Annotated in this window: 21 protein-coding genes; all 21 read left to right on the top strand. The window is 53.1% G+C overall.

Features of this window, described 5'->3' with window-relative positions; translation table 11 throughout:
• Window positions 1-63: 63 nt before the first annotated feature.
• The 21 genes from Q8K09_RS13600 to Q8K09_RS13500 all read left to right on the top strand — a co-directional run bounded on the left by Q8K09_RS13600 (window position 64) and on the right by Q8K09_RS13500 (window position 21,007).
• On the top strand, window positions 64-582 hold the full coding sequence (locus tag Q8K09_RS13600; RefSeq protein ID WP_305255498.1) for a C40 family peptidase: 519 nt from the start codon (window positions 64-66) through the stop codon (window positions 580-582).
• Between the two features lie 299 nt (window positions 583-881).
• Window positions 882-1,532, top strand: coding sequence for an O-methyltransferase (locus Q8K09_RS13595; protein WP_305255497.1), 651 nt, complete (start codon window positions 882-884; stop codon window positions 1,530-1,532).
• Window positions 1,533-1,948: 416 nt separating this feature from the next.
• Window positions 1,949-3,151: an MFS transporter gene (locus Q8K09_RS13590; RefSeq protein WP_305255496.1), complete on the top strand. Its 1,203-nt coding sequence runs from the start codon at window positions 1,949-1,951 to the stop codon at window positions 3,149-3,151.
• On the top strand, window positions 3,148-3,273 hold the full coding sequence (locus Q8K09_RS13585; RefSeq protein ID WP_305255495.1) for a hypothetical protein: 126 nt from the start codon (window positions 3,148-3,150) through the stop codon (window positions 3,271-3,273). The genes Q8K09_RS13590 and Q8K09_RS13585 overlap by 4 nt, the downstream gene beginning before the upstream one ends.
• Before the next feature lie 157 nt (window positions 3,274-3,430).
• The gene (ihfB, locus tag Q8K09_RS13580) at window positions 3,431-3,715 is read left to right on the top strand and encodes an integration host factor subunit beta (RefSeq protein ID WP_172149193.1); all 285 of its coding nucleotides are present in this window, start codon (window positions 3,431-3,433) and stop codon (window positions 3,713-3,715) included.
• A 918-nt stretch (window positions 3,716-4,633) separates the two neighbouring features.
• Entirely contained in the window at window positions 4,634-5,710 is a 1,077-nt protein-coding gene (locus tag Q8K09_RS13575) for an LPS O-antigen chain length determinant protein WzzB (protein ID WP_305255494.1), read from the top strand.
• Between the two features lie 87 nt (window positions 5,711-5,797).
• Window positions 5,798-6,220: a nucleotidyltransferase substrate binding protein gene (locus Q8K09_RS13570; protein WP_305255493.1), complete on the top strand. Its 423-nt coding sequence runs from the start codon at window positions 5,798-5,800 to the stop codon at window positions 6,218-6,220.
• On the top strand, window positions 6,217-6,537 hold the full coding sequence (locus Q8K09_RS13565) for a nucleotidyltransferase family protein (protein WP_305255492.1): 321 nt from the start codon (window positions 6,217-6,219) through the stop codon (window positions 6,535-6,537). Before Q8K09_RS13570 ends, Q8K09_RS13565 begins: the two co-directional genes overlap by 4 nt.
• Before the next feature lie 117 nt (window positions 6,538-6,654).
• Window positions 6,655-8,256 (top strand): MBL fold metallo-hydrolase, encoded by a 1,602-nt coding sequence (locus tag Q8K09_RS13560; RefSeq protein WP_305255491.1) that lies wholly within the window; start codon window positions 6,655-6,657, stop codon window positions 8,254-8,256.
• A 332-nt stretch (window positions 8,257-8,588) separates the two neighbouring features.
• Entirely contained in the window at window positions 8,589-9,110 is a 522-nt protein-coding gene (gene rfaH / locus Q8K09_RS13555) for a transcription/translation regulatory transformer protein RfaH (RefSeq protein ID WP_305255490.1), read from the top strand.
• 458 nt (window positions 9,111-9,568) lie between these two features.
• Window positions 9,569-10,717 (top strand): dTDP-glucose 4,6-dehydratase, encoded by a 1,149-nt coding sequence (gene rfbB, locus Q8K09_RS13550; protein WP_305255489.1) that lies wholly within the window; start codon window positions 9,569-9,571, stop codon window positions 10,715-10,717.
• The gene (rfbA, locus tag Q8K09_RS13545) at window positions 10,714-11,586 is read left to right on the top strand and encodes a glucose-1-phosphate thymidylyltransferase RfbA (protein ID WP_305255488.1); all 873 of its coding nucleotides are present in this window, start codon (window positions 10,714-10,716) and stop codon (window positions 11,584-11,586) included. Before rfbB ends, rfbA begins: the two co-directional genes overlap by 4 nt.
• Entirely contained in the window at window positions 11,583-11,984 is a 402-nt protein-coding gene (locus tag Q8K09_RS13540; RefSeq protein WP_305255487.1) for an FdtA/QdtA family cupin domain-containing protein, read from the top strand. The genes rfbA and Q8K09_RS13540 overlap by 4 nt, the downstream gene beginning before the upstream one ends.
• Window positions 11,981-12,442, top strand: coding sequence for an acyltransferase (locus tag Q8K09_RS13535; RefSeq protein ID WP_305255486.1), 462 nt, complete (start codon window positions 11,981-11,983; stop codon window positions 12,440-12,442). Before Q8K09_RS13540 ends, Q8K09_RS13535 begins: the two co-directional genes overlap by 4 nt.
• Entirely contained in the window at window positions 12,442-13,563 is a 1,122-nt protein-coding gene (locus tag Q8K09_RS13530; RefSeq protein ID WP_305255485.1) for a DegT/DnrJ/EryC1/StrS aminotransferase family protein, read from the top strand. The genes Q8K09_RS13535 and Q8K09_RS13530 overlap by 1 nt, the downstream gene beginning before the upstream one ends.
• 3 nt (window positions 13,564-13,566) lie before the next feature.
• A complete protein-coding gene (locus tag Q8K09_RS13525; protein ID WP_305255484.1) occupies window positions 13,567-14,835 on the top strand; it encodes an O-antigen translocase in 1,269 nt (422 codons plus the stop codon).
• 572 nt (window positions 14,836-15,407) lie between these two features.
• Entirely contained in the window at window positions 15,408-16,283 is an 876-nt protein-coding gene (locus Q8K09_RS13520) for a glycosyltransferase (RefSeq protein WP_305255483.1), read from the top strand.
• Between the two features lie 73 nt (window positions 16,284-16,356).
• A complete protein-coding gene (locus tag Q8K09_RS13515) occupies window positions 16,357-17,535 on the top strand; it encodes a hypothetical protein (protein WP_305255482.1) in 1,179 nt (392 codons plus the stop codon).
• A 288-nt stretch (window positions 17,536-17,823) separates the two neighbouring features.
• The gene (locus tag Q8K09_RS13510; RefSeq protein WP_305255481.1) at window positions 17,824-19,002 is read left to right on the top strand and encodes a glycosyltransferase family 4 protein; all 1,179 of its coding nucleotides are present in this window, start codon (window positions 17,824-17,826) and stop codon (window positions 19,000-19,002) included.
• Window positions 19,002-19,976 carry an SDR family oxidoreductase gene (locus Q8K09_RS13505; RefSeq protein WP_305255480.1) on the top strand — a complete coding sequence of 325 codons (975 nt, stop codon included), beginning with the start codon at window positions 19,002-19,004 and terminating at the stop codon, window positions 19,974-19,976. Before Q8K09_RS13510 ends, Q8K09_RS13505 begins: the two co-directional genes overlap by 1 nt.
• Window positions 19,973-21,007 (top strand): glycosyltransferase family 4 protein, encoded by a 1,035-nt coding sequence (locus tag Q8K09_RS13500; RefSeq protein WP_305255479.1) that lies wholly within the window; start codon window positions 19,973-19,975, stop codon window positions 21,005-21,007. Before Q8K09_RS13505 ends, Q8K09_RS13500 begins: the two co-directional genes overlap by 4 nt.
• Window positions 21,008-21,128: the final 121 nt, after the last annotated feature.

Below are 21,128 nucleotides of genomic sequence, written 5' to 3'. Positions count from 1 at the left end.
GGTTGCGCTGTACCTCCTGAGTAGGCAGAGTAGAGCGCACTCAGGTTCTGGATCGCTTCGCTGATGAATGTCACGACCCCTATTGTCCTGTTCCTGCTTGCCGCGCTGCTGACTGGCTGCGCGGGTCAACGGCCCGCTCCACAGCCCATCGTTCAGCAGCCCAGTGCCCACTTTGACAGTGGCGCCCAAGACGTATTGTTTCGCGCGCTTGGGCTGGTCGGCACACCCTATGTCTATGGCGGCAATACCCCTGCCGGCGGTTTCGACTGCAGCGGCTTGATTGGCTACGTCTATCGTGATGCGGCCGGCATCAGCCTACCGCGCACCACCCGTGAGCTGATCAGCATGCGTGCGCCAACCGTTGGCCGTAACGCACTGCAAAGCGGCGACCTGGTGTTCTTCGCCACTAATGGCGGTCGCCAAGTCAGCCATGCCGGGATCTACGTCGGCGATGGCCGTTTCGTGCATGCCCCCTCCAGCGGTGGCACCGTGCGCCTGGACAGCCTCAGCAATAGCTACTGGCAACGCACCTATCTGGATGCCAAACGGGTATTTACCACCGAGCTGGCCAGCAACCCCTGATCGTTCGGCATCCATCGAGCATTAGCCCAAGCGCCGAGTTTTACGGATTGCCTGCAGATCGTCGCGATGGGTATCGCTACGCTCAACGCCATCCTACGTGGCTGCGGTTAAACGCAACTGCCGTGCTTTTGTAGGATAGGTTGAGCGCAGCGATACCCATCGAGCGTTAGCCCAAGCGCCGAGTTTTACGAATTGCCCGCAGATCGTCGTGATGGGTATCGCTACGCTCAACGCCATCCTACGTGGCTGCGGTTCGACGCAAACAGCGCGTTGATCTGCGTTAATCCATGGAGAACCCCGTGACCAATCGCACCCTCACCCTCGACGACAATCTTTACCATTACCTGCTCGAGGTCTCCCTGCGTGAAACGCCGCTGCTCAAACGCTTGCGTGACGAGACGGCGCAACTGCTCAATGCACGCTGGCAAATTGCCCCCGAGCAGGGCCAGTTCATGGCGCTGCTGGTGCAGTTGACCGGTGCGCGGCGGATTCTTGAAGTCGGCACCTTCACCGGCTATAGCGCCATCTGCATGGCCCAGGCCATGGGCGAAGACGGGCGCATGATCTGCTGCGACATCCCCGGCGACTACAACGCCATCGCTGAGCGCTACTGGCGCGAAGCCGGCCTTAGCGAACGCATCGAGCAGCGCCTGGCGCCGGCCCTGGAGACCTTGGCGGGGCTTGAGCAGGGCAGTTTCGACCTGATCTTCATCGATGCCGACAAAGCCAACTACCCGGCCTATCTGGAGCATGCCCTGCGGCTTGCACGCCAGGGCGGTCTGATTCTGTTCGACAACACCCTGTGGAGCGGTCGCGTGCTGGAACAACATTCCGACAGCCCCGACACCTGCGCCATTCAAACGCTCAACCGGGCCTTGAAAGATGATCTGCGTCTCGACCTGTCGCTGCTGCCGCTCGGCGACGGCCTGACGCTGTGTCGCAAACGCTAACCGCCAGACCCCCGGTCACACCACCGCACCTGTGGGAGCGGACTTGTCCGCGAATGAGTCCACCACGCTTCAAAATACCCACCCGCGAACAAATGTGTGCCGACTCACGATCCTGTTCGCGGCCATGGGCCGCTCCTACAAGTTGGTGGCGGTCTCGCGCAAACAACGCATGATGTTGTCCCGGTTGCTGTGCAATGGTCTGATTGCCAGGTGGGTTCCGGGTGGCGCATCCTGCGCGGCATAATTTTTCCGACAGATACATTGGGTCGGTTTGTTGCGGGAGTCGGGCGCTGGTCAAATGGCAGGGAGTTTTCTTGTCGATCTGGTTCGAATAGGCAGGCGTGAGCCCTTGGGCGCGATGTCACTGTTTGCGAACGCCTGAGTTGCTGTCGAGGCCTGGAAAGAGAGTGCAGGGAATGAAAGCGCGGGCAACAGTGTGGATTCTGCTGGGCGGGTCGTTGATCCTGGCCCTGTCTTTGGGGATTCGTCATGGCTTCGGCTTGTTCCTGCCGCCCATGAGTAACGAGTTCGGCTGGGGGCGCGAGGTGTTTGCCTTCGCCATTGCCTTGCAGAACCTGATCTGGGGGCTGACCCAGCCGTTCACCGGCGCCTTGGCCGATCGCTTCGGCGCGCAGCGTACGGTGATCGTTGGCGGCATTTTCTATGCGGTCGGTTTGCTCTGCATGGGCCTGGCCGATTCGGCCTGGACGCTGTCGCTGAGTGCCGGTTTGCTGATTGGCATCGGTCTGTCCGGCACCTCGTTTTCGGTGATCCTTGGTGTGGTCGGGCGTGCCGTTCCGATGGAGCAGCGCAGCATGGCCATGGGTATCGCCGCGGCGGCCGGCTCGCTCGGCCAGTTCGCCATGCTGCCGGGCACGCTGGGCTTGATCAGCTGGCTCGGCTGGTCCACGGCGTTGCTCGCGCTCGGCTTGCTGGTAGCCTTGATCGTGCCTCTGGCTACGATGGTCAAGGACACACCGTTACCAGTTCTGGGCCACGAGCAAACCCTGCGCGAGGCGTTGCGTGAGGCCTGTGTACATCCTGGGTTCTGGTTGCTGGGCTTGGGGTTTTTCGTGTGCGGCTTCCAGGTGGTGTTCATCGGCGTACACCTGCCGGCGTATCTGGTTGATCAGCATCTGCCGGCGCTGGTCGGCACCACGGTATTGGCCCTGGTCGGCCTGTTCAACGTGTTCGGCACCTACACTGCCGGCTGGCTCGGTGGGCGCATGTCCAAGCCGCGCCTGCTGACGGCCCTTTATTTGGCGCGGGCAGTGGTGATTACTGCCTTCATTCTGACCCCGCTAACCACCTGGAGCGCCTACGCCTTCGGCATCGCCATGGGCTTGCTCTGGTTGTCCACGGTGCCGTTGACCAACGGCACCGTGGCGACCATGTTTGGCGTGCGCAACCTGTCGATGCTCGGTGGTATCGTTTTTCTCTTTCATCAGATCGGCGCGTTCCTCGGTGGCTGGCTGGGCGGTTATCTGTACGACCGTACTGGCAGCTATGATCTGGTCTGGATGATCGCAATCCTCCTCAGCCTGCTTGCCGCGGGCCTGAACTGGCCGGTGCGCGAGCAGCCGGTAGCGCGTCTGCAAGGTGTGGGAGTCCGAGCATGAATACCGAATATTGGTTGAGCAGCGCACTGCTCATGGTGGTCACTCTGCTGCTGGCCTTGGCTTGGTGGGGGTGGGGGCAGGGTGGGCTGGCCTTCATGCAGCTAGGCCTCGGGTTGTGTTGATGAACACCCATCTGTTGCACGATTGCGGCCGCAGCAAAAGTTCGTAAGCGCAACGCCAACAAACCCTTCCAGCAGTTTTCGGGCTGTTCAAATGCTGATCAGCGTGCTAAAAACGTTCTATCGAGTGACCTAGCTGCTTGAAAAAGAAGGGAAAAACATGACCAAGTCGGAGTTGATCGAAAGGATCGTTACCCATCAGGGGCAGCTCTCAAACAAAGATGTCGAGCTGGCCATAAAAACCATGCTGGAACAAATGTCCCAGGCGTTGGCTACGGGTGACCGTATCGAAATCCGCGGCTTCGGCAGTTTTTCTCTGCACTACCGCGCGCCGCGTGTTGGCCGCAACCCGAAAACCGGTGATTCAGTCCGCCTCGATGGCAAATTTGTCCCGCACTTCAAGCCGGGCAAAGAACTGCGTGACCGAGTAAATGAAGACGAGTAGGGCAGTGCTGCTAAACCCTGCATCACGCGGTCTGACGACTGGCCTCGGTGTGGCGGGTTACGCGGCGCTTTGACCCTGCGCGCGGTAATGCGAGCGGCCCGCGCCGCTAACCCTACGGTCGCCGCCGCCCTGTAAAAGCTGCTCACGATCCGCCAGCCCAGCCCAGCCCAACCAATACCCAATCGCGGACAAGTCCCCTCCTACAAAAGCGCCGCAGTCCGTAGGGCGGGTTAGGCGCGTGGCAAATACTCGATGACTACCAGCAACACCTGGCGCGGCGTAACCCTCCATCACGCGGTCTGACGACTGACCTCGGTGTGGTGGGTTACGCGGCGCTTTGACTCTGTGCGCGGTCGTGCTAGCGCGACCCGCGCCGCTAACCCGCCTTACGGTCACAACAGCTGCCCACAATCCGCCGGCCCAACCAACACCTAATCGCGGACAAGTCCCCTCCCACAACAACGCTGCAGTCCGTAGGGGTTAGGCGCGTGGCAAATTCTTAATGACTGCCAGCAAGACCCGGCGCGCCGTAACCCTCCATGGCGCGGTCTGGGGATTGACCGAGCAGTCGGGCGGCTCAGTAGGCACTCAAAAAGCCGAGTTAAGGGTGGCCAGGGCTCTGCCAACGGCAGGGATGCCAAGGACCTACAATGGGAATCGCCTGCAGTGTATGGCGAAATGCCACGCCTTCTAGGTTGACATGCTTAAGCCTCAGTAATAATGAATATCATTTAGGTATATCTACTGGGTTATTGCTGGGATAAAAGTAGCCCGCACCTTGATTGAATCAATCGACTGGTCGGCAAGGGCTTGTATTGGATGACGATGCTGGCAGAATGCGCTGCCTATTAGGTCGCTCTGCATGCGAGTGGCACTACGATTTGAATAATCGACTTTTTGACAAAAGATGGATCTACAGTGACCGAGCAAACGTACCCGCGCCAAGCCAACAATGATGACGAAATCGATCTTTTGGAGCTGTTCCACGGCTTGTGGACGCAAAAATGGCTCATCGTCCTGGTTACCTTGATATTCGCTGTCGGTGCGGCCTCGTATGCTTTTTTAAGCCGGCCTGTGTATGAAGCGCGTGCAGCTGTGCTGTCACCGTCTCTCAGCGACATTGCTGGTTTCAACTTGGGGCGAACAGGTGAGGGCGCAGGCGGGAATGGCTTGAAGCCATTTTCGGTTAGTGATGTATACGCAGTATTTACCCGCAATCTGCAGTCCGAAAGGTCTAAGCGTCAATTTTTCAGGCAGGTTTACTTGCCGTCCCTAGATGAAACTCAACGCGCCGGTTCTCAGGATGGTATTTACAAGGAGTTTAATAAGGAATTTAGCGTAAAGGTGCTGGATAAAAATCAGCCAGACCGCTTCACCATCGTTGTCGAGCATTACAGCCCCGAATTAGCATCAACATGGACAAAGCACTACATCGATCAGGTGGCTGAGCGGTCATTGGCTGAAATGCTGCAGAACTCGGAGCGCGAACTTGCAGTGCAGGCTCGCAACATTGAGCAGCAGATCAAATCCGAGCGTGCCAGCGCTAAAGCTCGTCGTGATGACCGCACTAAGCAATTGCAAGAGGCATTGACGGTTGCTGAAGCAATCGGCCTGAATAACCCTCCCGTCATCACCGGGCGAGTGTCAAATGACAGCGAGCTTTCCGCGTTTATGGATGGCAGTTTGATGTACATGCGTGGCGCCAAGGCTTTGTATGCAGAAATGCAAGTGCTGCTGGCGCGTACGTCAGACGATCCATTCATTCCCGAGTTGCGAAATCTCGAAGGACTATATCAATTGCTCGCAGGTGTAAGCCTTGATCCGAGCAGCGTCGCCGTCTTCCGCCAAGACGGGGAGATAGAGGTCCCGGATCAGCCCATCAAACCGAAAAAGCCCCTGATCGTGGCGTTGGGCGTGGTGCTGGGCGGGATGCTCGGCGTCTTTATCGCTCTGATCCGCCTGATGCTGAGAAAACGCGCCGCCAAGGCCTTATAAATGTTGTCTCGGCCAGGCAGATTTCACGGCCTGCCGGCCTGTAACGAACGTAAACTGCAACGAGCAGGCTGAGAGTAAAGGCGCAGCATGAGCAATGAAGACATCCGCTGGCTACAGCGCTTGCAAAATTTCAGCAAGGCGCAGGCTCAACTAGACGAAGCCATGGCTCTGATGGAGGCGCGTAGCCTGTCGAAATTGGAAAAGCAGGGCGTTATCCAGGCCTTCGAGTACACCTACGAGCTTGGCTGGAACAGCCTCAAGGATTACCTAGTCTGGCAAGGTATCCCGGGTATCGTTGGCTCCAGGGATACAATCCGCGAAGGGTTCAGCAAGGGCTTGCTGGCCGATGGACAGGGTTGGATGGACATGCTGGTAGACCGTAATCGCACATCGCATACCTATAACGAAGAGACGGCCGAGGCCATATTGCTAAATATCCAGCAGCGTCATCATCCATTGTTGAAGGCGCTGGAGCTGACGCTACTCGATCGTGCGGCAAAAGAATCATGAGCGAGTTGCAGGGTAGCGGCCTGCCGGCGGCAAGCATCAAGGCCATTCAGCAGGTGTTTCATCGCTGTCCCGGTATCCGCCAAGCGATCCTCTACGGCTCCCGAGCCAAGGGTAACTTCCGCCCGGGTTCGGATATCGACCTCACGCTCAAGGGTGATGTGACCTATCAGCAACTGCTGCGAATCGAAACGGAATTGGATGATCTATTGCTGCCCTACAAAATCGATCTTTCCTTGTATGACTTGCTGGATAATCCGGCGCTGATCGAGCACATCGATCGAGTGGGCAAGCTTTTCTACACGGCAAGCGATAGCTGAGAAAGTCCCGGTCGTAGGGTGCGCTGCGCGCACCAGGACTGCAAACACAAGCAAAGGACCGCCCCGGCAACGCTCCACCTGCCGGCCATCGTTAAAGGATTAACAAGGATCGATCACATGGCTTACCCCGACATCCTCCACCACGGCGCCAAAGATGGCGTCACCGGCTCCTGCCATCAACTGCTGATGGACGCCCAGCACAGCCTGCTGATCGACTGTGGCTTGTTCCAGGGCGCGGAGACCTCGGCTGAAGGCAAGTCCGCTGCCGATCGCCTGGCCATCGAATTTCCCCTAGATACGATCAAGGCGCTGGTCGCCACCCACGTGCATATCGACCACGTCGGGCGTATTCCCTATCTGCTGGCTGCCGGTTTCAAAGGGCCGATCCTCTGCAGCGAACCCTCGGCCAAGCTGCTGCCCATCGTCCTCGAAGACGCGTTCAAGCTCGGTTTCAGTCGCGATCAGAAGCAGGTCGAGCGCTACATCAAACTGATCGAGCAGCGCATCATCGCCTTGCCCTACAAGACCTGGTTCACCCTGCAGGACACCGCACGCCTGATCTGCCGCATCCGCCTGCAGCGCGCCGGGCACATCCTCGGTTCGGCCTATGTCGAGATCGACCTGCATTACCCCGAGACCGGCGAGAAGAAACGCATCGTCTTCTCCGGCGACTTGGGTGCGCCGCATGCGCCGCTGCTGCCAGCGCCCAAGCCACCGTATCGCGCCGACATCCTGGTGATCGAGAGCACCTATGGCGACCGCCTGCACGAAGACCGCCGCACCCGCCGCAAGCGCCTGGAAAGCGTCATCGAACAAGCCCTGGCCAACAACGGCACCGTACTGATCCCTGCCTTCAGCATCGGCCGCACCCAGGAACTGCTCTACGAACTCGAAGACATCATCCACAGCAAAAAGCTTGATGCTGTTAACAAGGGTCAGGCGAGTAAAGCCGCTGTTAAGCTCCCTCTCCCCTCAGGGGAGACGACTGCATGGATGCAGGAGGTAGGGCGAAGCAGGATGCCCGAGCCGAGGGCTGGGGTGAGGGGCGGCTTCGATAGCGAATACAAGGCTAGCCCCCCAAACAAGGCTGCACCCGAAATCAACTGGCCCACACTCCCGATCATCCTCGATTCCCCCCTGGCCAGCCGTTTCACCCAGGTCTACCGCGAGTTAAAGCCCTTCTGGGATAACGAAGCGTTGCAGCGCCTCAAGCAGGGCCGCAACCCGCTGGGTTTCGAGCAACTGATCACGGTCGACAGCCACCAAGCCCACCTGGCCATGGTGCGCCACCTTACCGCCACCGCTCGTCCGGCTATCGTCATTGCCGGGAACGGAATGTGCAGCAGTGGTCGAATTGTCAATTACCTTAAAGCCATGCTCCACGATCCTCGGCATGACGTACTCTTCATCGGCTACCAGGCGCAAGGCACACCCGGCCGCGCTATCCAGATGTATGGTGAGCGTGGTGGTTATGTCGATCTGGACGGGGAGCGCTACAAAATTGGCGCCAAAATCAATACCATAGGCGGCTATTCAGCCCATGCGGATCAAAAAGGCTTGCTGGGCTTCGTCACCCGCATGCGTCACTGGCCCAGTCAGGTACGCATCGTTCACGGCGAAACCGGCGCCAAACATGAATTCGGCGAGCGCCTCAAAGCGCTCTACAAAGACAAACAACGCCCCTTGGAGCTAATGATTCCCAGCGGCACCAACAAATGATTACCGTGTGATCCCACTGTGACCCACACGGAAGCGAGAAATACCTGCTTTTGTAGGAGCCAGCTTGTGACCCACATGGATGTGGGAAATGCAGTAAGCCGTAGGGAACGGCTACTGCCTGGCGATCCTGAACTCCAATCGATCCCAGCAGGCCGCCCCCTAACTGGCACCTGGCAACACCCGTAAACGTGTCCTCAACGCCCCAAACCCCATCCTATCCATCCCAACGGCAGGCTAGGCTGAAACGAACCCCGCAACCGGCTCAACCAGGCCGGCTGCAACCAGGAGTGAACTGTCGGTGTAGATGCTGCGCCGATGTGCTTGTTACCCATATGAGTGTAAGCACCGCAATGACCCACTGCATCACTGGTACGGCCCCTGGCTGGTACCTCGTGCACTGCAAATCCCGCCAGGATGAGCGCGCAGAACAAAACCTGCTGCGCCAGGGTTACATCTGCTATCGGCCGCAGCACAGCTGCGAGCGGATTGTGCGTGGCTGTCGGCAAATCATCGTCGAATCGCTGTTCCCCGGTTATCTATTTATTCAGCTGGCAGCCGATGCTAACTGGGGACCGCTGCGCTCGACCCGTGGGGTCATTCGTGTCGTGGGTTTTGGCGGTATACCGCTGCGGCTCGACAACCGCTTGATCGAACGCCTGCAACAACGTAAAACGGCCCCGGTTAGACCGGCCCTAGAAGCAGGCGATAGCGTACGCATCACCGAAGGCGGCTTTGCCGAACTGGACGCTATCTTCGTCGCCATGGACGGCGAGCAGCGGGTGATCCTGCTACTCAACATGCTCAACCGCCAGCAACAGATCAGCATGCCGCTGCTGAGCGTAATAAAGAACTGAACAAGCCTCAGCCCTGGCCGAGATCAAGGCAACACCCTGGCAATGCCAGTAAAATTTGATGATTTGACGTTCTCAGGAAACCAACGGTAAATCCTGGGGCGGTAGCGTGTCTGATGCTGGCAAACCACCCAAAGCACTGACATCTGAGTAGGTTGGGTTAGCGGCGACTGTTAGACCAGGTGGTGGCGCCACGGTTAACACCGCTGCGCAAGCCAACACATTGTCGGGGTTGGCAAGCGTGCGCTCTTACCGTTCTGTCAGGCAGCAACACCCAAGGCTTTAAATTTCCAAACACATGCCAGATGCTCCCGCGTTGTTTGCTCACAGGCCAATCCCGCTGGGAGACTTGCGTGGCTGCCCATGGCAGATTCGCTCGACCCGCTGAAGCATGCAGTCAACGCCGCAAACGGTATAGATGCACTAAAACAACGACCAGTAATTGAAGGCCTATTCAACGTATGAAAATTCTTGTCACAGGTGGTGCGGGCTTTATTGGCTCAGCTGTCATTCGCCATATCATTCGTCATACAGCTGACAGTGCGGTCAACCTAGACAAGCTCACCTACGCCGGCAATCTGGAGTCGCTTGCCGAAGCCAGCGACAGTGAACGTTACGCCTTCGAGCAGGTTGATATATGCGACGGTGCTGCACTGGACCGTGTATTCCATGAGCACCAGCCTGACGCTGTGATGCACTTGGCCGCAGAATCCCATGTTGATCGCTCCATCGACGGCCCAGCCGAGTTCATAACCACCAACATCGTCGGCACCTACACCCTGCTGGAGGCCGCCCGCCAGTACTGGCAGGGGCTGGGTGAGCAGCGCAAGGCAGCCTTCCGTTTCCACCACATATCCACCGACGAGGTGTATGGCGACCTGGAAGGGCCTGAAGATCTATTCACCGAAACCACAGCCTACGCCCCCAGCTCACCTTACTCGGCGAGCAAGGCCAGCTCTGACCATCTGGTGCGTGCCTGGCGCCGCACCTATGGTCTGCCGACAATTATTACTAACTGCTCGAACAACTACGGTCCGTACCACTTCCCGGAAAAGCTTATTCCGCTGGTGATTCTCAACGCACTGGAAGGTAAGCCGCTACCGATTTACGGCAAAGGCGATCAGGTACGTGACTGGCTATACGTTGAAGACCACGCCCGTGCCCTATACAAAGTAGTGACCGAAGGCCAAGTAGGTGAGACCTACAACATCGGCGGCCACAATGAAAAACAGAACATCGAAGTAGTCAACGCCCTTTGCGAGCTACTCGATGAACTCCGGCCGATGCAATCACCTGTAGGAGCGAGCTTGCTCGCGATCAATCCTGCTACAGGCGGTGCTATTGAACAAGCCAGCTGTTCGCAAGCGCAGTCCTACAAGAGCCTAATTACCCACGTCCAAGACCGCCCTGGCCACGACCTCCGTTACGCTATCGACGCCAGCAAAATCCAGCGTGAACTGGACTGGGTTCCAGCGGAAACCTTTGAATCTGGCCTGCGCAAAACTGTCGAATGGTATCTGGCCAACTTCGAATGGTGCCGCCATGTACAAGACGGCAGCTATCAGCGCGAACGTCTTGGTACCACAGAACAAGGAAGCACCCGCATATGAAAGGTATTCTCCTCGCCGGTGGTTCCGGTACTCGGCTGCACCCGATCACCAAGGGTGTATCCAAACAGCTACTGCCCATTTACGACAAACCGATGATCTACTATCCCTTGTCGGTATTAATGTTGGCTGGTATCCGCGACATCCTGCTGATCAGTACACCCCAAGACATCAGTGGCTATCAGCGGTTATTGGGTGACGGCTCAGAATTTGGTATCAGCATCAGCTATGCCGAACAACCCAGCCCGGACGGACTCGCTCAAGCCTTTATTATTGGCGAAGACTTTATCGGCACCGACTCGGTTTGTCTTGTGTTGGGTGACAACATCTTTTACGGCCAAGGATTCAGCCCCATGCTCAAAGCCGCAGCTGACCGTGGCAAAGGCGCGACAGTATTCGGCTACCAGGTCAAAGATCCGGAGCGTTTCGGTGTGGTTGAGTTTGATGAAAATAAGCGTGCTATATCCATCGAAGAAAAGCCGCAAAAACCAAAATCCCACTATGCCGTTACGGGGTTGTATTTTTACGATAATGATGTGGTGCAGATAGCCAAGCAGGTAAAGCCTTCCCACCGAGGCGAGTTGGAAATTACTTGTATCAACCAGGCCTATATGGTGCGCGGCGACCTCAACGTCGAGTTGCTCGGCCGCGGCTTTGCCTGGCTGGACACAGGCACTCACGAAAGCTTGCTTGAGGCTGGTCTTTTTGTAGAAACTATTGAAAAACGCCAAGGCTACAAAATCGCCTGCCTCGAAGAAATTGCCTTTAACAATGGCTGGTTAAATCGCGAAGATCTGTTGCGCATAGGCCAGTCATTAAGCAAGAACAGTTATGGTCAGTATTTGCTTCAATTGGCAGAGGGTAAGCTATGAATCTTGTGCAATGGGTTAATTTTCCTGCGCTGGGCGACGGCCGTGGCTCGTTAGTCGCACTGGAAGGTAACAAATCTATACCTTTCGACATCAAGCGGGTCTATTACCTTTTTGGTACCCAGCCCGGTATAGCGCGTGGCTTTCATGCGCACAAAGCCCTGAAGCAAGTGGCGGTATGCGTCACCGGCAAATGCAAAATGCTGCTGGACAATGGCACTGAAAAAACCGAAGTCTGGTTGGATTCGCCCATCAAGGGTGTTGTTATTGACTCAATGGTTTGGCATGAAATGCACGACTTTAGCCCGGATTGTGTGCTGCTTGTGTTGGCCAGCGAGCATTATGATGAAAGTGATTATATTCGGGGTTATGAGATTTTTATCAAAGCGGTAGGGCAATGAGTACCATCCATAAACTGGCTGATGTTGCTCCTTGCCAAATAGGTGAAGGCACACGTATATGGCAGTTTGTAGTCATTCTTGAGGGTGCGATCATAGGGAAAAATGGCAACATTTGCGCCCACACCTTGATAGAGGGCGATGTCATCATCGGTGACAACGTCACCATAAAGTCCGGCGTACAGGTATGGGATGGCGCTCGCATTCAGGACAACGTTTTTATTGGCCCTAATGCAACGTTTACTAATGATACTTACCCGCGATCTAAAGAATATCCGACAGAGTTCTCCGGTATTATCATAAAACATCATGCGAGTATTGGTGCCAATGCCACACTACTGCCCGGCATAACCATCGGCGAATATGCAATGGTCGGTGCAGGTGCTGTTGTAACCGAAGATGTACCGGCAAAAGCAATTGTGGTGGGTAACCCGGCAAAAATTATCAGGTATGTAGATTAATGATTCCTTTCCTCGATCTAAAATCCATCAACACTCAATACCGCCAAGAGCTAATCGACGCAGCCACCCGAGTCATTGACTCGGGATGGTACATTCAAGGTCAGGAACTCAAAGCCTTCGAGCAGGAGTTTGCAGATTACTGCGGCACAACGCACTGCATCGGTGTTGCCAATGGTCTGGATGCCCTTACGCTAACGCTAAGGGCCTGGAAAGAGCTGGGCAAGTTGCAGGAAGGCGACGAGGTCATTGTTACGGCGAACACTTACATTGCCAGCATACTGGCGATTACTGAAAACCGCCTCAAAGCGGTCTTAGTAGAACCAGACGCAGCAACCTACAACCTCTGCCCAGTAAAAACTGCCGCCGCCATTACGAGCAAAACTAAAGCCATTGTGGCAGTGCATCTGTATGGCCAACTGGCGCCGATGCCCGAAATTATGGCGCTGGCTGATCAGCATCAACTGCTGGTGTTGGAAGATTCAGCTCAGGCACACGGCGCAGAAATCAACGGCAAAAAAGCGGGTAACTGGGGCCATGCATCTGGTTTCAGCTTTTACCCCGGTAAGAACCTAGGCGCGCTTGGCGATGCTGGTGCCGTCACTACAAGTGATGACGAGCTTGCGCAAACCATCCGTGCATTGGGTAACTACGGCAGCCATAAAAAATACGAGAACCTGTATCAGGGCGTGAACAGTCGCCTCGATGAAATGCAGGCGGCCATGCTCCGGGTAAAACTTAAACATCTTGATGCCGAAACCCAGCGTCGCAAGGAAATCGCGCATGCCTACGCGCAGGGCATCAATAATCCCGCACTGATGCAGCCCATAGGGCCGAACACCACACTGGACACCCTGACGGCGCATGTATTACATCTGTATGTGATCCGCTCAACCGCACGGGCAGCGTTGCAGGCGCATCTCGCCGCAGCGGGCGTACAAACCCTAATTCATTACCCGATCCCCCCGCACCAGCAACAAGCCTATGCACACTGGCAAGCACAAAGTTACCCGTTAACTGAGGCGATCCATCAGCAGGTGCTCAGCCTGCCGATCAGCCCAGTAATGAGTGATACTGATGTGCAGCAGGTAATTGCAGCCTGTAACGCTTTTCAGGCCGGATAACCAATGACGCTGATCAAAACCAGCCTGCTCAATGGCATTGCTGTGGTCATTAAGATGCTGACGTTGTTGGGCCTGAACAAGATCCTTGCGATCTATGTCGGTCCATCGGGCTATGCCGCGCTGGGGCAATTCCAGAACGCAGTACAGATGATAACAACCTTTGCCAGTGGTGCCATCAACACTGGAGTGACCAAATACACCGCCGAGTATCACCAGGACGAAGCTAAGCAACATGCCGTCTGGCGCACAGCCGGCACTGTTGCCCTGATAGGCTCGTTGATTACCGCGGTGTTTGTTATAGGGTTCAACCGCACGCTGGCTGGTTGGTTTTTAAAAGATGAAAGCCTGGGCAGTGTATTTATCTGGTTTGCCGCTACGCTGGTGTTATTTGTCTTCAACACCCTGTTGCTGGCTATTCTCAACGGCAAAAAAGAGATTCACCGCTATGTGGTTGCCAACATCGCAGGCAGCCTGTTTGCGTTGGCTGTGACCAGTATTATGGCCATCCAGCTTGGCCTGTATGGTGCCTTGGTAGCCCTGGCGGTTTACCAGTCGCTGACCTTCTTCGTCACTTTGCTGCTCACTTACAAGGCGCCTTGGTTTAAGTTGAGTTACCTGGTGGGTGGCATCGACAAACAAGCCGCCAAAAATCTGTGTAAATACACTGCCATGGCGCTGACTTCCGCCGCCTGCGTTCCGCTCAGTCATATACTGATCCGTAACCACCTAGGCGAAACCCTAGGCTGGGATGCCGCTGGCTACTGGGAGGCTATGTGGCGCCTCAGTGCTGCTTATCTAATGCTGGTAACCACTACGCTCGGCGTGTACTACCTGCCCAGATTGTCAGAACTGCAAGACCCTGCGGACATCAAACACGAAATCATCCAAGGCTATAAAATCATCCTGCCAGTGGCTGCGGCCTGTGGTTTAATTATCTATCTACTGCGCGATTTTATTATTCGCGTTTTTTTGAGTGCCGAATTTGCAGAAATGGAAGTGCTATTTGCCTGGCAGATGATTGGGGATACGCTGAAAATTGGTAGTTGGATACTGGCATACCTCATGCTGGGTAAGGCTATGATTAAACTTTTTATAACTTCGGAAGTTTTTTTTGCCGCTATGTTCTATACGTTAACGGTGTCGTTTACCAATTCCATGGGGTTGGAGGGAGTTGCCTTGGCTCATAGCGTCAATTATGGGGTCTATTGGTTGGTGATGGCGATATTTATTACTCGTACACTCCGCGCTCAAAATAGCAATGTAGTGAGCTGATATGAAGCAATTTCTCCGTTATCAAATTTCCGGTATGGTTTTTATCGCCTGGGTCGTAACTTACTATTACGGCAGTAAACCGGTAATACGTTAGAACTTCTATGCAACATTTTATCCAGTGATCTCAACCTGGCATTCAGCGGGCTGGTTTCGGTGTTGCCCATAGGCGTACTGATACACCAACTTTCAGTCGTGCTGAAAAAACTGGATAGTGGCAAAAGTGAGTCGCTGCAAGGATTTTAGCGACCATCCTGATACCATGCAACCCATGGTCTAAACTTAGGTAATAAGGAGTACACAAAATATCTGCTTGAACACATCAGTAACCTCAACAACTTTTATTATGTACGGATGGACAATGGTTTGTTAGCGAATTGCTGTCCTAGATTTTTTGTATTCCTCTTCTGGATCTGGATGTTAGCAATATTTGCTCAGAAACAGGCCTCGCAGTGTTGCTAGCGATCGTTACCTTTAGCTACTTGCCGCGTATCAGTCAAGAGCTTAAGTTCTTTCGAGGAAAATTACTAAGTGACAAGTACTTAGTTGAGAAATTTTAATAGCTGGACTATCTCATGTCAGAGCCTTTAGTGTCAGTGGTTGTACCTTGCTACAACCACGAAAAATATGTACGGGAATGTATTCAGAGCATAATTGATCAGGACTATCAGAATATTGAGCTAATAATTATTGATGATGGATCTAAAGATGGTTCCGTTGGTAAAATAAAAGAACTGCTATCTACTTGCCAAAAGCGGTTTACTCGTTTTGAGTTTCGATCAAGAGCCAACCAAGGGCTATGCGCTACGTTAAATGAAGCCATTGTATGGTGCCAGGGTAAGTATTTTTCTGCCTTGGCATCCGATGACATTCTTTTTCCGCATAAAACGAGTGTCCTAGTCCAGCATATGCAAAACAACCCTAACTGCGTCGCTGCGTTTGGTTCCATCTCACTAATCGACGATCAGGGAGTCGAAAAAGGTCGCAGGATAAGTTCGAGTAAGTATAAGTTTGACGATGTGTTTTTGCTGAAGGCAGAATTACCCGCGCCCGCGAGCATGGTTGATTTGCAGTCTATACTTGATGCTGGAGTATATAATGAATGCGCAAAAATTGAAGATTGGGATATGTGGTTACGCTTGTCTAGGAGCGGCGAAAAAACTTTAGAAATATTGCCGTGCGTTCTTGCACAATATCGCATGCATGCGACCAATACGATGAAACAGCATGACATTATACATGAGGGGCTACTATCAATAGCCCAGCAATATCAAACACATCCACTGTATAGTCGAGTTTGCTGTGTCTTGAATTGTGTTAGATTAAGAAATTTAGCAGCTGTTCGAAAGCGCGAGGCTATGCCTCTATTGGCTAATTTGCTGTTGAATTTCAATAGCTATAGAGAACTCAGGTTTTATCAAGGAGTTTTATACTTGTTTTTTAAGTGGTGACGTCTTGTTTTCGTAGATCCAAAATCCTCCGCAGCACAAATCGCTAAACCCTTAGTGGCAAAGAATCAACTATATGGAAGAGAGATATAATATTAAAAGCATGTCGCCCTTGGTTGCCTTTATTATAATGGCTCTGATTTTGGGTTACCCGCGCTTTTACGGAACCGAGTTCCCGTTGGCGCTGCTAATTGTCCCATTTTATTTGGTGGGATTTGGTCGTTTCTTTTTAGCTCGAGGTTTGTTTTCGATAATTTTTTTACTTTTATTCGGCCTGTGGGTGCTGGGTGGAGTATTGGCGTTTTTGAACGGGCAGGGTGAATATCGAGATATTTTTTTTCATGTGGTTGTTTCGGTCAAGATTCTGTTGAATATTTTCTTTGGTTACGTTGTCTATCAGATTGTCAGGGCTCGCCCTTCAGTACTAGCAATGTGGTTGATTTTTCAGTCGGCTATAATTATCATTTCAATGTTCAGTAGTGATTTCTATTCTTTAATGCTTGGCTTTATATCGCCGCGTTCCGCCGAGGTCTTTCAGCATATATACGGTTTGAGAGCTTTGGGTTTTGGAATTTTCCATGTTGATGGTGCACTCACTATTGTTCTGGCGCTGTTCTTTAGTGTCTTGTTGTCGAGCACGAAGTTTGTTAATGGCTTGTTATTGCTGCTGCTTCCTTTGTCTATGGCAGTGGCCAGGAGTGCAATTGTCGCTTATGCAATTATGAGCGTCTTTAGAAAGGGATTGGTGTTTAAGGTTTTCTTGGTTTTTGCATTGTTGGTGATGGTTGCTTTGAGTTTCTATGTGGAAAGTGGCCCTTTGTTTGAGGCGACAGAAATATTTAGGAATCTATTCCAGTACGGCGAGCTGGAAAGTCAAAGCGTAAATGTGTTGTTGGAAATGTATGTATTGCCGAATACTATTAGTGATTGGCTATTTGGGAATGGGCAGTATTTTTCAGGTGCTACGGAGACACTTGAGTTTTATAAGGGGACGGACGTAGGCTACTTGAGAATTCTTTATTTTTCAGGGGTTGGTTCTGTCTTTATATTCATATTACTTAATACGTTTTTCCTGATCCCTCTTGTTTTTTCTCGCTCTTATCCAAGATTCATGAAAGTTCGCATGTTTGCTATTTCCTTGATTGTGATATTTCTAATAATAAATCTCAAGGGTCTACAAAGCATGCCGATTTTTGCAATGGCGCTGTATATGTACTCTTTGGATTTGAGGCGTAATCAGGGGCGTACAGGTTGATTTGTTGTGTTCCGGTTTTTCATTTGATAATACTATTCCTTGTTCTTTGTTGATTCATGACCGTGTGGATAAATTGTATAAAGCATAACTGGTTGGCAGAGATGAAAGAGATTTCATTTTTAATTTTTTCATTGCTGGAAATTGAGCTTGTCTTACCGTTGCGGATCGATTCTTTTGTGGCTCAGCTAATTGTTTGGTGAGTGCGCTAGAGGGTGTGTTGGGTTATCGTTCTATATGCTTTTTAAATTAACTATTCCTAGACTATATTTATGATGGTAACTATCGATAATGACAGTTTTTCTGAATAAGCTGCAAGGAATTAAGATTGCTAGAGTTTCCACTGTAGCGTTCTTTGTCGAAACACAGCTGCATGCACAGATTTCTAATATTGTACAAGCTGGCGCTCAGGTTACGGTTGTCGCTAGCGAAGCCTCTCTGTCGCATGAAATTCCGAGCAGTCTTTACGTGTCAATTGAGATACCAAGAAAAATCGAGCTTTTAAAGGACCTGTCAGCCCTTATAAAGTTGTGGTTATTTTTCCGACGATCGAATTTTGACATCGTGCACTCGACAACCCCAAAAGCGGGTTTGTTGTGTTGTTTAGCTGCAAAGCTTGCAGGTGTGCCGGTGCGACTGCATACATTCACAGGGCAGCCGTGGATAGGCTTGACGGGTGTTAAGCGATTTCTTTCCAAAGCCAGCGATAAGTTGATTGCGCGCCTTAATACACATAGCTACGCTGATAGCAATTCTCAGAAAGATTTCATCGTAAAAAGTGGAGTTGCATCTCAAGAGCGGATTAGCGTTCTTGGGTCTGGCTCGCTGGCGGGAATTAATCTTGACCGGTTTGACCCCGCGAGATTCTCTGATACTGATAATAGGGCGTTTAAAGAAAAATTAGGCATTCCTCTATCAGCATCGATGTTGTTGTTTGTGGGTAGGCTTTGTCGTGACAAGGGGCTCGCTGAACTATTGGCAGCCTTCCAAAAAGTAATCGATGAAAATGCTGATACGTTTTTGATTTTGCTGGGTCCCTCTGAAACAGATATTGAGTTTTTGGTAGAGAGACTTACTGATGCTGTGAAAGAAAAAATCATTATGCCGGGCTTTTCAAGTGAGCCGGAGCGATTTATGGCTGTAGCTGATATTTTACTATTGCCAAGCTATCGGGAAGGTTTTGGAACTGTGGTTATTGAGGCTGCAGCCATGGGTGTTCCGGCGATAGGTACAAATATCTATGGTTTAGCCGATGCAATCGTCGCTGGTGAAACAGGACTGTTGGTGCCGGTTAAGTGTGTAGACGAACTTGCTGTCGCGATCAAGACATTGTTGAACGACTCAAGCATGCGTTTAGAAATGAGTCGTAATGCGCGTGAGAGAGTTGAGAATGAATTTTCCAGTCTACGTATGAGTGAATTGGTGATTGATGAGTATGTCGATTTACTAAGTGCTAGTAAGAGGCCTTAATGAACACTTCCTCTTCAAGAGTATTGGTTACTGGCGCGTCGGGTTTTCTCGGCAGTTATTTGATGACGCGGATTACTGCGGAGGGTTTGCAGCCGCTGGCTGTTCTGCGGAAGGCATCAAGCCAGATTTCCCCTGATTTACCTTTCATTAAGGTTGGCGATTTATCGTTGACTACTGATTGGTCGCAGGCCTTGGAAAATGTGCATGTTTTGATACATGCCGCCGCCCGTGTTCACGTTATGGACGATCAGTCTTCTGACCCAATTGCCGAGTTTCGCAAAGTAAACGTCGAAGGCACCTTGAATCTCGCTCGCCAGGCAGCGGCGGCAGCTGTGCGTCGCTTTATCTTTATCAGTTCGGTCAAGGTCAACGGTGAAGGCACCGCTGTAGGTGAACCTTACCTCGCCGACGCTAAGCCTGCTCCGGCGGACCCGTACGGCATTTCTAAAATGGAAGCCGAACATGGCTTACGAGGCTTGGCGGCTGAAACCGGGATGGAGGTGGTAATTATCCGTCCTGTATTGGTCTATGGGCCGGGGGTTAAAGCTAATTTCTTGAGCATGATGCGCTGGCTCCACAAGGGCGTGCCTTTGCCATTTGGGGCCATCCACAACCGGCGCAGCCTGGTTGCCCTAGACAACCTGGTGGATTTGATCGTGACCTGCATCGACCATCCTGCGGCAGCCAACCAGACTTTCCTGGTCAGCGATGGCGAGGATCTTTCGACTACCGAGTTGTTGCGCCGGATGGGCACGGCCCTGGGCAAGTCGGCGCGCTTGTTGCCGGTGCCGAGTCGGCTGCTCGAAGTGGGGGCGGGGATGTTGGGTAAGCAGGCGCTTGCCCAGCGACTGTGCGGCTCGCTGCAAGTCGACATCGGCAAGACGCGTGAACTACTCAACTGGACACCGCCGCTCAGCGTTGACGAAGCGTTACGTAAGACGGCCAAGTATTTTCTGGAACAGCAAAGCAAATGAGTATCTGGTGGTTTTTGCCGGTGATTGCCGGCGTTGCGCTTTTTTTGACTGGCGCGTTGCGCCGTTATGCCCTGGCTCGCAGCCTGATGGATATCCCCAACGCCCGAAGCTCGCACTCGGTGCCGACGCCACGTGGTGGTGGGGTGGCTATCGTGGTGAGCTTTCTGTTGGCCTTGCCGGTGATGGCCGGCATGGGCTTGGTCGCTTGGCCTTTGGCTTGGGCGTTGCTGGGTGCTGGTGCGGGTATTGCCGTGTTGGGCTTTCTCGATGATCACGGTCATATCGCCGCGCGCTGGCGTTTGCTTGGGCATTTTGCTGCGGCTATCTGGGCATTGTTCTGGCTGGGTGGTTTGCCGCCGGTGGCGATGTTCGGCTTCACTGTTGATCTGGGCTGGTTTGGCCATGCGCTGGCGACGCTGTATCTGGTGTGGCTGCTCAATCTCTATAACTTCATGGATGGTATCGACGGTATTGCCAGTGTCGAGGCGATTTGTGTGTGTTTTGGGGGGGGCTTGTTGTACATCTTGTTGGGTATCGCAGGCTCAACCCAACCTACGGAATTCGTTGTGCCTTTGCTTTTGGCTGCAGCCGTTGCGGGTTTTCTGTTTTGGAACTTTCCGCCGGCACGGATCTTTATGGGCGATGCGGGCAGTGGTTTTCTCGGCATCACCCTGGGTGTGCTGTCATTGCAGGCGGCCTGGGTGGCGCCGCAGTTGCTGTGGAGTTGGTTGATTCTGCTTGGGGTGTTCATCGTCGATGCCACCTTTACCTTGCTGCGCCGGTTGTTGCGCGGCGACAAGGTGTATGAGGCCCACCGCAGCCACGCCTATCAGTACGCTTCGCGCCGGGTCGGTCGGCATTTGCCGGTAACGCTTATTGTGGGCGGCATCAATCTTCTCTGGTTGTTGCCTATCGCCCTTTGGGTCGGGCTTGGCGGGGTAGACGGCTTGCTGGGGTTGATGATCGCTTACGTGCCGTTGCTGGGGCTGGCGCTGAAATACCATGCCGGTGAGTTGGAGCAGCGACCGTGAGCGAGCGGACATTACTTATATATAATCGGCGCGGGCCGGCACGAGTCGATTTGGAAGCAATTTCCCATGAAGAAATATGCCATCCGTGGTATTTTTTGCGCAAATAAAAGCCAGTATGCTA

It is taken from the genome of Pseudomonas sp. (assembly GCF_030683065.1).
Classification (GTDB): Bacteria; Pseudomonadota; Gammaproteobacteria; order Pseudomonadales; family Pseudomonadaceae; genus Aquipseudomonas.
Note: the sequence above shows the minus strand (reverse complement) of the source record. Positions and strands in the feature narration are given on the sequence as shown.